Raw genomic sequence first — 14,405 nt, 5'->3', positions numbered from 1 at the left:
AGGGCTGACCCTGTGCAGGGTGAATCCTGCCCGGCGGACAGGTGGCCAGCGCATCGTATTCAGGTGAGGAGGTGAAGGAAATGATCGACATCCAGGACATCGAGGTCATGGCGGAGGCTCTGACCTGCGGCAGCTACAACAAGGGCTAAGTAATTGTGCGGGCGCGCTCCGGATTCGGAGCGCGCCCGCGCCGTACGGGGGAAAAGGGGGCAGGAGAAAAGAAATGCAAGCGACAGTTCAGCCGGTCCGCGATGACTTCCTGCGAGTGGGCGGGGCGTTCACTCCGGGGTTGATCGACCCCGACCCGGCCAGGAGGCTCGCCCTCGTCGGCGAAAACCCGTTCCTGGAGTTCGGGTTCAACGAGTGGCGGAAATGGGAGAGCCTCGACGGGGTGCCGGCGGTCCCGGAATTCTCCCTCCATCTGGGGCGTACGGCCATCTGCGAAGGCCCGCGCGAACAGGCCCGCTACATCGACTACGTGATGGACCAGTCGGCCACCCGCCGCAACAAGCCGACCTCCATCGGAGTGCACGTCACCGGCGACCGGGCCCTGGGCGGCGGTTCCTTCGGACTCCACTCGTACTTCACCGGCACCAAGGAGGAAGAGGAACGCGCCGTCCGCTTCCTCACCGACCTCCACCGGGCCTCGGGCCTGCCCGTCTGGGTGGAGAACGCCAACTGCTACTCCGCCTCCGCCCGGGGCATCCTGGACGCCTGGCAGGCGGTGACGCGCATCTGCGAGAACACCGGGTCCGGCCTCATCGTCGACCTGGCCCACCTCTACATCGACGCCGTCAACTGCGGTGTCCCCGTGGAAGTGCTGCTCGGCGCGGTCCCCTGGTCCCAGGTGGTCGAACTGCACCTGTCGGGCGTCCGCACGGGACGGGACGGAACCCTCCACGACGGCCACTCCGAGGCGGTCCACGAAGGCGTGTGGTCGCTGCTGGACACCGTGGTGAGCCAGCGGCTGATCACGGAGACCGAGCCCGTCACCGTGATCGTCGAACACGCGGACCTCACCTGGACGGACCGGCCGGACCAGTACTACGCCGACTTCGCCCGGGCGGCATCGTTCCTGGAACGGCACCGGCAGGCAGGCACACCGGGAGCCAAGGACGCGGAGCCGCACGACTACGGCGTCCCCTACTGCCGCGCCTACCTCCGCCAGCTGTGCAAGGGCTGGATCCCGGGCCTCGCCGAGGCCTCCGAACAACGCGGCCTGTCCTACGTCGAACTGTTCGACCAGTGGGTGGACGACGTCCGCGGCCGCGGCAAGCGCATCGTCCTCAACCTCGACGAAATACCCCCGGCAGAACGCCATGCGGCGGTCAGCGCCCCCCAGGACCTGCTGGCCTACGCCAAGGAGAAGCTGCGCTGATGCTGATCGGTGTCAATGTGACCTCGCCGGACACCCTCGAGATGGCCTGCCGGCTGCGCGACTCGGGACACATCGACTTCGTCGAGGTCCTGATCGACGGCTTCGCCCACCTCGACCCGAAGGAGTTCCGCCGCACGGTCGGTGACCTCCCGGTCGGCTGCCACATCATGCTCTCCCGGTTCCTGGACCCGGACCGGGCACGCCTCGAGCACTACCTGAACCTGGTGAACCAGTGGCAGGCGGACTGCGGCCTGCTCTACGTCAGCGACCACATCGCCCACTTCTCCCACAACGGCCAGCCGCTGCCCGTCGCCCTCGAAGTGGACTACGCCGCCTGGCAGCCGGTCATCGACTCCGTGCGCGCGTGGCAGGACCAGCTCGGCACCACCCTCGCCGTGGAGAACTTCCCCTCACAGTCGGCCGGCGACATCCCGCAGGCCCGCGCCTACGCCGAGCTCACCGCAGCGACCGGATGCGAAGTCCTCATGGACGTGTCCAACGCCATGGTCGCCCAGCTCAACACCGGGCAGCCCGCCGCCGCGTGGGCCGAGGTCCCGGGCGTGGGCCGCAGGTTCCACCTGGCCGGCTACAGCCCCTCCCCGGCGGCCCCCTCGCTCATCGTCGACAGCCACGACGTCCCCGTCAGCGACGACACCCTCGACCTCGTGACGTTGTTCGCCGGCCGCGCCGCACCGGACGCCACCCTCGTCGTCGAACGCGACGCCAACCACGACCTGGACGAATGGAGAACGGACCTTGACCGCACGCGCGCCGCAGCCGTCGCGGCTCAACGCCTGCATCAGCCCCACCGCACGTGACTCCCTCACCCCGGGATCCCGTGACCGGCTGATCGCCCAGGAAGCGCTCCGCATCCGCTGGCACCAGCTCTTCGACCGCATCCCGCAGCTGGCCGAACGCCTGCCGGACACCACCGACCTCTACGAGTCCTTCCTGGAGTGGGCCGTGGCCGCGGGCCGGCGCCTGGACTGGCGCATGCACCTGCACTTCCTCGAATTCCTGAACAGCGAGGGCATCGCCCTCGAGCCGCAGGACCACATCGAACTGCTCGCGGCCTCGGCCGCACGCTGGTTCGCCTCACCGGAGCACCGGCAACGGGGCCTGGCCCTCACCACCGGGACCACCGCCCCCAAAGTCGTCGTGGCACTGAAGGGGCACTCGCCCCTGGAACGCGGCCGCGTGAAACTCGCAGCGGTGCCGGGGCTGGAGCCGGTACCGGGCATCCGGTGGTCGCTCTCCCGTTCCGGCACTTTCGCCGCCCTGGCCTGGAGCCCGCTGTGACCGGCACGACCACCGCCACCGCCACCGCCACCACCGCCACCCGGTCCCTGGGCCGACGCGTCCTGGCCCTGATGGGCCCCATGGTGGTGGCGTCCGTCATGGGCCAGGCCATTGCCCAGACCGATCTGTGGGTGATCAGCACCCTGGGCGAGCAGGCCGTGGCCGCCGCGGCCGTACCGCAGCGCCTGCTGCTCCTCGACTCGATCACCGCCATGGCCATGGGTCCCGTCGTCGGACTGTCCGTGGCCGGGGCCGTATCCGCCCACGCCCGCCGGCGCGCGGTGCAGGGCGGGCTGGTCGGTGCGACGGCAGCCGGGCTGCTCATCGCGGTGGTCGGCCTGGCCGTGCTGCCGTACCTCGTGGACGCCCTGGTCGCCGCACCGGGCATCCGCGACAACACGCAGTCGGCCCTCCTGTGGCTGCTGGCCGCCACCCCGGTACGCCTCGCGCAGTTCGTCGGCGCCATGGCCCTCTTCGCGCTCCGGCGCTCCCGGCCCCTCCTCACCCTGTACGCCGTAGCCGTCGCCGCCAACGCCGCGCTCGACCTGTTCTTCGTACACGGAATCGGACTCGGCTTCGCTGGCGCATACGCCGCCACCTCCGTCATCGCCGCCCTCGAATGCGCCGTCACCGTATGGCTGCTGCGTGATCACCTCTCCGTCCCCCTCCGGCTCCGCGACAGCGCACGCTGGCTGCGCCAGGTGGCGCGCACCATGCTCACCGAGTGGGGTCACATGCTCTCGGTGATCGGCTTCGAACTGCTCCTGGTCCTCGCCCTGACCCTCGAGGCCTCGTGGGCGGACCGGCTCGCCGCGTTCTCCGCGGGTGCCGTGCTCACGGCGACGCTGCACATCCCGATCACGGCGCTGGTCAACGCGACCGGCATGGTCTGCAAGGGCGCGGCCCCATCCCCCCGGGAATGGCGGCACCTGCGCGGGTACGTCCTGGCCGCGTCCGCGGGCGTCTGCGCCCTCGTTGCGTGCACGGCCTGGACGGTGCTGCCCGGGCTCTACGGCCTGCACGGCGCGGCCGCGACCTGGTTCACCTGGCTGATGGTCGGACAGGCCGCCGCCTTCCCCTTCCGTCTCCTGGCCGCCACCGCCGAAGGCCGGCACAAGGCCGCCGACCGCTTCGGCGTGGTGCTGCGCCTGCGCCTGCTCCAGGAGTTCGGCATCGCCCTGCCCGTCTTCCTCGCGGGCCTGCTGACGGACAACGCAGCCCTCGCCTGGTCGGGCATCGCGCTGGGCTGCGCGGTCAACTACTGGCTCCTGCACACCGCCGTGACCGGCCGGAACCGCGTCACGCCTTGACGGCAACCATGACTCACCCGCGACCACGACCGCTCCGGATCCTCCGGCCGGCGCTGCCCTGCTCGGCAACGGCCTGCGCAGTGGTCTCGAGGTCGCCCGCGATCCGCCCGCGGAGGGTGTCCTGGTCGGCATGGAGGACGAAGTGCCGTACTGGAATGCCATGCCGGGCAAGGCCCGAGCTGATCTCGCGCCAGTACTGCTCGACCAGGACGGTCATGGGTGGCGCCAACCGCCAAGATCTTCTTGCCGCGACCTCCCCGCGCAGCGGATCAGGTGAGCCGGGCGGCCGGGCGAACCCGGAGGGTCAGCGGCGACGGCGCTTGACGATCACCGTGACGGCGAGGCCGAGGCCCACGACGAGGACGCCGCCGAGTGCCGGCCACTGCCAGGAGAGGCCGGGTTCCGCGTCCGCGGCTTGCGCCCGGGGTGGCACCGAGGCTGTCGAATCGGCGCCGGGGGCGGGGGTCTTCGCGACGGCCGGGGCGGCCAGGGGGTCGACGTCGGGCGCCCCCGGGTCTCCCGCGTGCTCGAGCAGCACCTTGCGGGGGCGGGCGACTCCGTAGCCGATCCAGTCGCTGCGCTTGGAGCCGTCGGTGGGGGCGCCGGCGGTCTGGATGAGGACGCGGGCCACCTGGTTCGCGGTCCACTCGGGGTGGGCCGACCACACGAGCGCGGCGGAGGCGGAGACCAGGCTGGTCGCGTACGAGGTGCCGCCGTTCCCCGTGCACCAGCCCTTGTTCTCGGCGCAGCGGATCTGGGCCTTGCTTCCCACGGAGACCAGGTCCGTGTCGGGGCCGTGGGAGCTGAACGGCATGGCCTTGCCGTCCTCGTCGACGGCTCCTACGCCGATGACTCCCGGCAGGCCGGCGATCGCGTTGGTCCAGTTCTTGCCCTCGCCCTCGTTGCCCATGGCGGCGAAGATGAGCGCGCCCTTGCTCTGGGCGTACTCGACAGCGGGCTTGAGCTTGTCCATCGGCCAGTCCGGAGTCACGCCTATGGAGAGGTTGATGACCTTGGCACCGTTGTCGGCCGCGTACCGGAGTCCCCTGGCGGCTTCGGACGCCACGGCGAAGGCCATGGGCGAACCGACACTGGTGCGGACGGGAAGCACCTTGGCGCCGGGAGCGAGGCCCTTGGGGCCGCCGGATGAGCCGTCGCCGACGATCGCTGCGGTCATGGTGGTCCCGTGCCCGACGAAATCGTCGTGCGGCGGGTAGGTGACGTCCGGGCGTTCGAAGGGTGGTTCGATATAGGACACGCCCGGGAGAACGGACTCGCTCTTCCAGCTCGAGACATCTTTTACGCCGCTGTCGATGACGGCCACCGTGATGCCGCTGCCGTCCGCGACCTTCCACATCTCCTGGGCCTTCATCTTCGTGAGGTAGCCCCGCGAGTCGGTATCGGCGGCCGCCGGCACCGCCGCGCCTGCGCTGACCGCCAACGCTGCGACGATGACGCCCGCCGCCCTCCGCCACAACTCATGTCGACGTATGGTGTCCTGCATTTCTTCGCGCCCCTCTGTGTCCATGCGCTGCACATCTCGCGCGGACCCACCCCATCACACCGTCCAACCAGGGCTGCACCTGACTTTCCGTAACTCCCGAGCCTGTGAAGAAGTGCACGAAGGCCGGAGAGGACTTCGACTGCTTCTCCGCGCCCGCCGACGCGGAGAGCTTCGAGCGGAGCCGCAAGGCCGCCATCGGGCCCCCTGGGCTCGCCGGGGCTGTGAACGAGGCCGGGCCACCTGGAGACGGGCGACCGGGTGGGAGTTATTGCAAGCAGGCGCTTGCAATAGTTAGCAAGGTGCGGCAGGATCGGGGCATGGCATCGCTCAACGTCGGGAACCTCGGCGAGTACCTGCGCGAGCAGCGGCGGCAGGCGCAGCTTTCGCTGCGGCAGCTGGCCGATGCGGCGGGGGTGTCGAATCCGTACCTCAGTCAGATCGAACGCGGGCTGCGCAAGCCGAGCGCGGACATCCTGCAGCAGCTCGCCAAGGCGCTGCGGATCTCCGCCGAGACGCTGTACGTGCAGGCCGGAATCCTGGACGAGCGGGACCGGGACGAGGTCGAGACGAGGGCCGTGATCCTCGCCGATCCGTCGATCAGTGAGCAGCAGAAGCAGGCGCTGCTCCAGATCTACGAGTCGTTCCGCAAGGAGAACGCCGCCGAGGCGGAAGCGGAGGCGGAGGCGGATGCGCGGGAGCGGTCCGCCGCCACCGACGGAGCCGATGCCGGTACCGATGCCGAGACGCACCACACGAACTGAGACTGTGATCCGGGAGGACCACCACATGGCCATCGCCGATGACCTGAAGAAGACCCTCACCGACCCGACCCCCCTCTACTTCGCCGCCGGCACCGCCGACCTCGCCGTACAGCAGGCCAGGAAGGTGCCCGGGCTCATCGAGCAGCTGCGCGCCGAGGCCCCCGCGCGCCTCGACGCCGTGCGCAACACCGACACCAAGATCGTCCAGGAGAAGGCCAGGGAGGCCCAGGAGGCGGTCAGCGCCAAGGTCGCCGAGGTGTTCGGGGCCATCGACCCGAAGAAGCTCGGGGAGACCGCCCAGGACCTGGCGCTGCGCGGGGTCGGCGTGGCCGCCGAGTACGCGGTCAAGGCCAAGGAGGCCTACGACAAGGTCGCCGAGCACGGCGAGCAGACCGTGCGGGCCTGGCGCGGCGAGGTCTCCGAGGAGATCGTCGACATCGCCGTCGTCGTGGAGCCCGAGCCGGAGACGGCAGCCGGGCCGGAGGCCGCCGAGGCCGGCGCCGCCGAGGCCTCCGCTTCGGAGGAGAAGCCCGCCGCGAAGAAGCCTGCCGCGCGCAAGGCCCCGGCCAAGAAGGCCGCCGCCGCGTCGGCCGACGAGAGCTGAGCAGCACACGACGGACCGGGCACCCGAGGGGCGTCCGGTCCGTTGGTGTTTGTGAAAGGGGCTCTGCCGGTAGCGTGGAGTCAGGCGGCATCCGGCGAGCGAGGCGTGAGAAGGCGGTCAGACGATGTTGATGGACGGGTTCGATACCGGAGTGCTTCCGTTGCTCGGGTTCGCCATGCTCGGGCTCGCCGTCGTGGCCTTCGTGATGGCGCTGATGGCCCGCGAGGACGCGTACCGCGCGGCGGACAAGCAGACCAAGACCTTCTGGCTGGTGATCCTCGGAGTCACCGTCCTGGTGGACTTCTTCCTCGGGATGCTCTTCCTGGAGATCGCCGGGCTCGTCGCCACCATCGTGTTCTTCGTGGACGTGCGGCCGGCCCTCAAGCAGGTCTCGGGCGGCGGTGGCCGGCGCAGCGGCGGCAGCAGCAGCGACGGGCCGTACGGGCCCTACAACGGCGGGCGCTGACCCGGCCGTCGGGCGCGCGGTCTCCCGGGGTTCCGGGATTGCGGGCCACCGGGCCCACGGGCTATCGGGGCTCCACGGGCTGCCGGGCCCGGGCTATCGGGGCCCACCGGCTATCGGCGCCCACGGGCTCTCCGGCCCCGTCAGCCCTCGGCGCGCGAGAGGAGGACGACGGCGGCGTCGTCCGTCAGCTCCCCGCCGTTGAGACGGCGGGCCTCGGTCACGGCGGCCTCCAGCAGGCCCTCGCCGCTCAGCCCGTCGTCCAGGTGGCGGTTGATCATCTCGATCATGCCGTCCTGCCCGAGCCGTTCCCGGCCGGGGCCGATGCGGCCCTCGATCAGGCCGTCGGTGTAGAGCATCAGGCTCCAGGTGCCGCCCAGCTCGACCTGGCGGCGCGGCCAGCGCGCCCGGGGCAGCAGACCGAGTGCCGGGCCGCTGTTCTCGTACGGGAGCAGCCGCGCGGGGCGGCCCGGCCTGGATACCAGCGGCGCCGGATGGCCCGCCAGGCACAGGCCCGCGCGGCGGCCGTCCGGGGCGATGTCCACCGTGCACAGCGTCGCGAAGATCTCCTCGCAGGGGCGCTCGACCTCCAGGACCTCCTGGAGGGTGGCCAGCAGGTCGTCCCCGCACAGACCGGCCAGGGTCAGCGCCCGCCAGGCGATGCGCAGCTCCACGCCCAGGGCGGCCTCGTCGGGCCCGTGGCCGCAGACGTCGCCGATCATGGCGTGGACGGTGCCGTCGGGGGTGCGGACGGTGTCGTAGAAGTCCCCGCCGAGGAGCGCGCGGCTGCGGCCGGGACGGTAGCGGGCGGCGAAGCGGAGGTCGGAGCCCTCCAGGAGCGGGTGCGGGAGCAGTCCGCGCTCCAGGCGGGCGTTCTCCTGGGCCCGCAGTTTCGATTCTGCAAGTTTGTACTGGGCGATGTCCGCCCGTTTTCTCTCCACCGCGTACCGGATGGCGCGGCTGAGCAGCCGCCCGTCGAGCTCGTCGCGGAACAGGAAGTCCTGGGCACCCACGCGGACGGCCTCGGCGGCGCGCTCCGCGTCCTCCTCACCGGTGAGGACCAGGACGGCGTGGCGCGGGGCGATTCGGAGCACCTGGCGCAGCGCGGCGAAGGGGTCGGCGGCGTCGCCGGGGCCGTGCGGGAGCGCGAGGTCGAGCAGGACGCAGTTCACGTCCGGGGTGAGCAGCCGGGCGGCTTCCGTGAGGTTGCGCGCGCTGCGCAGCCGGATGCGGTGGCCGTCGGCGTCGAGGATCTCGGGGACGGTGAGGCCGCCGGCGGGGTCGTCCTCGATCACCAGCAGGGTGAGCGACGACTGGCTGCCCGGGCCGCTCTCGGTGCCCGGGATCTCCCTCTGCCGCGGTACGGGTACGGGCATGGTCTCCGGTTCCTTCCCGCCCCCTCGGGGGTTCGCTCGTCCGGAGACCCTAGCGGCGGGACGGAGCAAGCGGAATGCCGGGTCCGGCCACAGGCTCCGGCATATGCCGTTATCGCGGGGGAAAGTCCGTGCCGCCGAATGACCAACGTCACGGAGCCCGGGCGTGGCGTCCCGCCCAGCGAGACGTTCCGACGCCGCCCGCGGGGCCGGGCCCCCGACGGCTCAGGGCCGGTCCCCCGACGGCTCCTAGCCGGACCCCGGACCGCTCGGGAGCCGCGCACCCCACGGCCCCGGGCCGCCCGCCCGGGCCCGCCCAAGCCCGACCGCCCGGGCCCGGCTCCGCGCCCGCCCGGCTCCGCGCCCGCCCGGCTACGCGTCCGGCCGGACCACGGCCTTGATCGGCATGGAGCCCGCGCCCGTCAGGGTGACGTTGCGGCCGGGGCGCGGGGCGTGGACGATCGCGCCGTCCCCGATGTACATCCCGACGTGGGTCGCGTCGTCGAAGTAGATGATCAGGTCGCCGGGCCGCATGTCCTTGATCGCGACCTTCGGCAGCCGCAGCTGCTCCTGCGAGGTGCGCGGGATCCGCTTGCCCGCCGCGAGCCAGGCCTGCGAGGTCAGCCCGGAGCAGTCGTACGAACCCGGTCCCTCCGCGCCCCACACGTACGGCTTGCCGATCTGGGCGGTCGCGAACTGCACGGCCCGCTTGCCCGCTTCGCTGGCCGCCGCGCCCGTGACGCCGTTCATCGCGCCCGAGGACAGCCATGCCGCCTGCGCCTTGTACTGCGCTTCCTGCTCCAGCTGGAGCAGCCGGGCCTTCTGCTCGGCCTCCAGCTTGCTCTCCAGCTCCTCCGCCGCCTTGATCTTCTCCTCGACCTGCTTCTTCGAGGCCTCCTGCTTGACCCGGTTGGCCTCCAGCTTCTCCCAGTGCGCGGTGGCGTCCATCGCGTACTGCTGCAAGTCGCTCTGGGTCCGGTTCAGTTCGGAGAGCAGGTCCGAGGTCGCCTTCTCGCCCTGGCGCAGCCGGTCGGAACCGTCCAGGAACTGCGTCGGGTTGTTGCTCAGGGCCAGCTGCGCGCCCGGCGGCAGTCCGCCCGAGCGGTACTGCGCGCGGGCGGCCGCGCCCGCGCGGCCCTTCAGGGAGGTGATCCGGTCCTGGCCGGCGACGACCAGGTTGGCGATCTCCACGATCTTGGCGGACTGCGTCCTGGTCTCGCTCTCCGCGAGGTTGAAGGCGTCCGTCGCGGTGCCGGCCTGGCGGTAGAGGTCCTCGATCTCCTCGCGGACCTGCTCCAGGGACTTGCCCTGCTGGGGCTCCGGTGCCGCGAACGCCGTCCCGGCGAGCAGACCGGGCGAGGCGAGCAGCGCCGTCGCGCAGAGCAGAGTGAGGGCGATCGAACCCCGTCGTCGTTTCCTCATGGTCCCCCCAGACACAGGATTGATTAATCGTCAGTAACTTGGCATTGCCTTCGGGATGGTGCCATGTGTCGGTGAAATCCAACACCCTTGTGGATATCCACCCGGTGAGCCCCGGTGGTCCCCACCGCCCCTTTCACTCCGAAGGCCTCAACGCTTCCCACCGCACCGTCAGTTCCCCCTGACGCCAGCGCACCGGGCCGTCCGCGAGCGGCCAGTCCCCGGCCAGCGCCCGCGCCGTCCGGATCCAGCGCTGCCGCGCCCCGTAAGAGGCGTACGGCGCCGCGGCCGCCCACGCCCGGTCGAAGTCGCGCAGGAACGCGTGCACCGGCTCGCCCGGCACGTTGCGGTGGATCAGCGCCTTGGGCAGCCGCTCCGCCAGGTCCGAGGGGCGCTCCAGGGAGCCCAGCCGGGTCGCGAAGGTCACCGTGCGCGCCCCCTCCGGCCCGAGCGCCACCCACACGTGCCGCCGCCCGATCTCGTCGCAGGTCCCCTCGACCAGCAGCCCGTCGGGGGCCAGCCGGGAGCACAGCCGCTCCCACACCGCCTCGACCTGCTCCTCGTCGTACTGGCGCAGCACGTTCGCCGCACGGATCAGGGCCGGCCTGACCCCGCCCTCCAGCGGCACCTCGAAGCCGCCGTGCCGAAAGCTCAGCCCCTCCCGCTCGTACGGCTTCGCGCCCGCCACCCGGGCCGGTTCGATCTCGATGCCGACCACCTGCACCCGCGGAGCCGCCGCCCGCAGCCGCGCCAGCAGTTCCACCGCGGTCCAGGGCGCGGCCCCGTAGCCCAGGTCCACCGCGACCGGGGCCTCGGCCCGCCGCAGCGCCGCCCCGTGCGTGGCCGCGATCCAGCGGTCCATGCGGCGCAGGCGGTTCGGGTTCGTCGTGCCGCGCGTGACCGTGCCGACGGGCCGGCGCGGGGGAGGGGTGGGACGGGAGGCCATGTGCAGAGAGTAAGCGGAGCGCTCCCGCCCGATAAAAATCCGGTACGGGCGCAGGAAAACCCCCGCTCCCGGAATGCGGGGCACGGCCATCCGGGTTGCACTCCTAGAAGAGCGCCGACAGCGCTCTCCGCGTCATGCCGTCCGAGCGAGAGGAACTGCTCCCTTGAGCCAGTACGTGTCCCGCATCGGCGGCAGCATCGGCGGACGCTTCGCCGCGGCCCGCTCGGGCACCCGCCACGAGCCGCCGCGCCTGCGGCTGCCCGCCGGTGTCGGCGGCCACCGCAGGCCGCGCCGCGTCGCGATGCTCAGCGTGCACACCTCACCGCTGCACCAGCCCGGCACCGGCGACGCCGGCGGCATGAACGTCTACATCGTCGAGCTCGCCAAGCGCCTGGCCGCGATCAACATCGAGGTCGAGATCTTCACCCGGGCCACCACCGGCGGCCTGCCGCCCGTGGTCGAGCTCGCGCCCGGAGTCCTCGTACGGCACGTGGACGCGGGCCCGTACGAGGGTCTCGCCAAGGAGGAGCTGCCGGCCCAGCTGTGCGCCTTCACCCACGGAGTCATGCAGGCCTGGGCCCGTCACCGCCCCGGTTACTACGACCTCGTCCACTCCCACTACTGGCTCTCCGGGCACGTCGGCTGGCTCGCCGCCGAACGCTGGGGCGTCCCGCTCGTGCACGCCATGCACACCATGGCCAAGGTCAAGAACGCGGCGCTCGCCGAGGGCGACACCCCCGAGCCCGCCGCCCGCGTCATCGGCGAGACGCAGATCGTCGCCGCGGCCGACCGGCTCATCGCGAACACCGCCGAGGAGGCCGACGAACTCGTCCGGCACTACGAGGCCGACCCCTCCAAGGTCGCCGTGGTCCACCCCGGCGTGAACCTCGACCGCTTCACCGTCGCCGACGGCCGCGCCGCCGCCCGCGCCCGCCTCGGGCTGCCGCAGGACGCCGTGATCCCGCTCTTCGCGGGCCGCATCCAGCCGCTCAAGGCCCCCGACATCCTGCTGCGGGCCGTCGCGGAGCTGGTGGACCGGGATCCGGCCCTGCGCGGCCGGCTCTTCGTACCCGTCGTCGGCGGGCCGAGCGGCAGCGGGCTGGCCAAGCCGGAGGGGCTGCAGAAGCTCGCCGCCCGGCTCGGCATCGCGGACCTCGTGCACTTCCACCCGCCGGTGGCGCAGGACGCGCTCGCCGACTGGTTCCGGGCGGCGTCCGTCCTGGTCATGCCCTCGTACAGCGAGTCCTTCGGGCTCGTCGCCATAGAGGCCCAGGCCACCGGGACCCCGGTGCTGGCCGCGGCCGTCGGGGGGCTGCCGGTGGCCGTCAACGACGGGGTGACGGGCATCCTCGTACCCGGCCACGACCCGGTGGACTACGCCAGCGAGCTACGGCGCTTCGTGGACGAGCCCGGGCTCGCGGACCGGATGGGCGCGGCGGCCGCGCGGCACGCGCAGTTCTTCGGCTGGGACACCGCCGCCAGCGGCACGGCGGACGTGTACCAGGGGGCGATGCACGATCATCGCCGTCACGTACGCTCCCACCATGGCTGACCCTGACACCGCCGATCCCGTCGACACCGCCGCGATCATCGAGGCGGTCCTGACCGGCGCGGAACTGAGCTGGGAGAGCCCCGCGCCGGGGTCCTACGTGGTCCAGCTCCCCGGCACCCGCAAGCTGAGCACCACCTGCTCGCTCAAGGCCGGCAAGCACTCCCTGTCGGTGAACGCCTTCGTGATCCGCCACCCCGACGAGAACGAGGCGGGCGTCCACCGCTGGCTGCTGGAGCGCAACCTCAGGCTCTACGGCATGGCCTACGCGGTCGACGCGCTCGGCGACGTCTACCTGACGGCCCGCCTCCCCCTGTCCGTGATCACCCCGGACGATCTGGACCGGCTGCTCGGCACCGTCCTGGAGGCGGCGGACGGGGCCTTCAACACGCTGCTGGAGCTGGGCTTCGCGAGCGCGATCCGGCGGGAGTACGAATGGCGGGTCGCGCGCGGCGAGTCCACGCGCAACCTGGACGCCTTCAAGAACCTGACGCGGCCTTCGGCCTGAGCTCCGCCGCGACGGCGGGTTCGGCGGGTTCGGCGGAGCCCTCCACCCCGCCCGGTCCTTCCGCGGGCAGACCCCGCATCAGCAGCCAGTAGCCCGCCGCCGCGAGGGTCCCCAGGAACGCCGTCGAGCCCCACAGCCACGCCGCGCCGAAGTGCTCGATCGCGAAGCCCGCCATCAACGGCGCGACCAGCGAGGCCACCGCCCACGACATCGTGTACATGCCCTGGTAGCGGCCGCGTCCGTGCAGCGGGGAGAGCCGCGCGACCAGGCCCATCTGGGTCGGCGAGTTGACGATCTCGGCCAGCGTCCACACGCAGACCGTCAGCGCCAGGCTCCACACCGAGCCGCCGAAGGCCGTCAGCCCGAACCCGTACCCGGCCAGCAGCGCCGAGATCACCAGCAGCCGCTGCGGATCGCGGTGCTCGATGAAGCGGGTCACCGGGATCTGCAGCAGCACGATCAGCAGCCCGTTGACGCCGATGACCAGGCCGTAGTCGGCCGTGGAGAAGCCGGCCGCGCCCATCGCCAGCGGCAGCCCGAACGAACCCTGCATGAAGATCAGCGAGATCAGGAAGGACAGCCCGACCACACCCATGAAGCGGCCGTCGCGCAGCACCGTCCCCAGACCGATCTCCGGCCCGGCGTCCGCCACCTCCGCCGCCGTCCGCTCGGGCCGCGACTCCGGCAGCTTGACGTACACGAGCACCGCGCAGACCAGCGTCAGGGCGGCCTCGCCGAGGAACCCGGCCAGGTAGCTGTACTCGGCGACGAAGCCCGCCACGGTCGCGCTGACGGCGAAGCCGAGGTTGATGGCCCAGTAGTTCAGCGCGAAGGCCCGTACCCGGTCCGCCGGCCGGACGATGTCGGCCATCATCGCCTGCACCGCCGGACGCGAGGCGTTCGAGGTCATGCCGACCAGCAGCGCCACCGCGGCGATCGCCGCCGGCTGCTCCATGAACCCGAGCAGCGCCACCGAGAACGCGGTCGACGCCTGCGCCGCCATCAGCGTGGGCCGCCGGCCCAGCCGGTCCGTCAGCACCCCCGCGACGAGGGAGGACACCACACCGCCGAGCCCGTGCAGAGCCACCACAAGTCCCACGAAGGAGGCCGAATAGCCCCGCTCCAGGGTCAGGTACAAGGTCATGAATGTGGCGACGAAGGCCCCGAGCCTGTTGACCAGCGTGCTCGTCCACAGCCACCAGAACTCCCGGGGCAGACCCGACACGCTCTCGCGAGCGGCCCGTCTCAAACCGGCAACGGACATACGGGTTCCCCCCGGAGATGTAAGCGT

General features: G+C 71.8%; 14 protein-coding genes and 1 pseudogene. 9 read left to right on the top strand and 6 right to left on the bottom strand.

Annotation, left to right across the window (positions count from 1 at the left end; translation table 11 throughout):
• Positions 1-223: 223 nt before the first annotated feature.
• The 4 genes from OG904_RS13065 to OG904_RS13050 are packed head-to-tail and all read left to right on the top strand — an operon-like array spanning position 224 to position 3,987.
• Positions 224-1,378 (top strand): DUF692 family multinuclear iron-containing protein, encoded by a 1,155-nt coding sequence (locus OG904_RS13065; protein WP_405490490.1) that lies wholly within the window; start codon positions 224-226, stop codon positions 1,376-1,378.
• On the top strand, positions 1,378-2,196 hold the full coding sequence (locus OG904_RS13060; RefSeq protein WP_405490488.1) for a DUF692 family multinuclear iron-containing protein: 819 nt from the start codon (positions 1,378-1,380) through the stop codon (positions 2,194-2,196). Before OG904_RS13065 ends, OG904_RS13060 begins: the two co-directional genes overlap by 1 nt.
• The gene (locus tag OG904_RS13055) at positions 2,135-2,677 is read left to right on the top strand and encodes a hypothetical protein (RefSeq protein ID WP_405490486.1); all 543 of its coding nucleotides are present in this window, start codon (positions 2,135-2,137) and stop codon (positions 2,675-2,677) included. The genes OG904_RS13060 and OG904_RS13055 overlap by 62 nt, the downstream gene beginning before the upstream one ends.
• On the top strand, positions 2,674-3,987 hold the full coding sequence (locus tag OG904_RS13050; RefSeq protein WP_405490484.1) for a hypothetical protein: 1,314 nt from the start codon (positions 2,674-2,676) through the stop codon (positions 3,985-3,987). The genes OG904_RS13055 and OG904_RS13050 overlap by 4 nt, the downstream gene beginning before the upstream one ends.
• A gap of 91 nt (positions 3,988-4,078) precedes the next feature.
• On the opposite strand, the pseudogene OG904_RS13045 reads toward OG904_RS13050, so the two are convergent.
• Positions 4,079-4,216 (bottom strand): annotated as a pseudogene (locus OG904_RS13045) (ATP-binding protein); the annotation flags it as partial.
• Between the two features lie 75 nt (positions 4,217-4,291).
• Complete coding sequence (locus tag OG904_RS13040; protein WP_405490482.1) at positions 4,292-5,428, bottom strand: S8 family serine peptidase; 1,137 nt, start codon at positions 5,426-5,428, stop codon at positions 4,292-4,294.
• Positions 5,429-5,808: 380 nt separating this feature from the next.
• Between OG904_RS13040 and OG904_RS13035 the strand changes: the two genes are divergently transcribed.
• The 3 genes from OG904_RS13035 (at position 5,809) to OG904_RS13025 (ending at position 7,322) form a co-directional block, all read left to right on the top strand.
• Complete coding sequence (locus OG904_RS13035) at positions 5,809-6,252, top strand: helix-turn-helix domain-containing protein (protein ID WP_405490480.1); 444 nt, start codon at positions 5,809-5,811, stop codon at positions 6,250-6,252.
• 25 nt (positions 6,253-6,277) lie between these two features.
• Positions 6,278-6,856, top strand: a complete 579-nt coding sequence (locus tag OG904_RS13030; protein ID WP_405490478.1) for a hypothetical protein — start codon at positions 6,278-6,280, stop codon at positions 6,854-6,856.
• A gap of 124 nt (positions 6,857-6,980) precedes the next feature.
• The gene (locus tag OG904_RS13025; RefSeq protein WP_405490476.1) at positions 6,981-7,322 is read left to right on the top strand and encodes a DUF2516 family protein; all 342 of its coding nucleotides are present in this window, start codon (positions 6,981-6,983) and stop codon (positions 7,320-7,322) included.
• 140 nt (positions 7,323-7,462) lie between these two features.
• On the opposite strand, the gene OG904_RS13020 is transcribed toward OG904_RS13025, so the two are convergent.
• The 3 genes from OG904_RS13020 to OG904_RS13010 all read right to left on the bottom strand — a co-directional run bounded on the left by OG904_RS13020 (position 7,463) and on the right by OG904_RS13010 (position 11,057).
• The gene (locus OG904_RS13020) at positions 7,463-8,695 is read right to left on the bottom strand and encodes a PP2C family protein-serine/threonine phosphatase (protein WP_405490474.1); all 1,233 of its coding nucleotides are present in this window, start codon (positions 8,693-8,695) and stop codon (positions 7,463-7,465) included.
• Positions 8,696-9,064: 369 nt separating this feature from the next.
• The gene (locus OG904_RS13015; RefSeq protein WP_405490472.1) at positions 9,065-10,114 is read right to left on the bottom strand and encodes an NlpC/P60 family protein; all 1,050 of its coding nucleotides are present in this window, start codon (positions 10,112-10,114) and stop codon (positions 9,065-9,067) included.
• Between the two features lie 133 nt (positions 10,115-10,247).
• Entirely contained in the window at positions 10,248-11,057 is an 810-nt protein-coding gene (locus OG904_RS13010) for a class I SAM-dependent methyltransferase (protein ID WP_405490470.1), read from the bottom strand.
• A gap of 163 nt (positions 11,058-11,220) precedes the next feature.
• On the opposite strand from OG904_RS13010, the gene mshA reads away from it, so the two are divergent.
• Complete coding sequence (gene mshA / locus OG904_RS13005) at positions 11,221-12,609, top strand: D-inositol-3-phosphate glycosyltransferase (RefSeq protein WP_405490468.1); 1,389 nt, start codon at positions 11,221-11,223, stop codon at positions 12,607-12,609.
• Positions 12,602-13,114, top strand: coding sequence for a YbjN domain-containing protein (locus OG904_RS13000; protein WP_405490466.1), 513 nt, complete (start codon positions 12,602-12,604; stop codon positions 13,112-13,114). The genes mshA and OG904_RS13000 overlap by 8 nt, the downstream gene beginning before the upstream one ends.
• On the opposite strand, the gene OG904_RS12995 is transcribed toward OG904_RS13000, so the two are convergent.
• Positions 13,086-14,378: an MDR family MFS transporter gene (locus tag OG904_RS12995; protein ID WP_405490464.1), complete on the bottom strand. Its 1,293-nt coding sequence runs from the start codon at positions 14,376-14,378 to the stop codon at positions 13,086-13,088. The two genes, OG904_RS13000 and OG904_RS12995, sit on opposite strands and share 29 nt — an antisense overlap.
• Positions 14,379-14,405 lie beyond the last annotated feature (27 nt).

The organism is Streptomyces sp. NBC_00096, assembly GCF_045041305.1.
GTDB lineage: Bacteria > Actinomycetota > Actinomycetes > Streptomycetales > Streptomycetaceae > Streptomyces.
The sequence above is the reverse complement of the archived record's forward strand: the minus strand, read 5'-3'. Positions and strand labels throughout refer to the sequence as shown.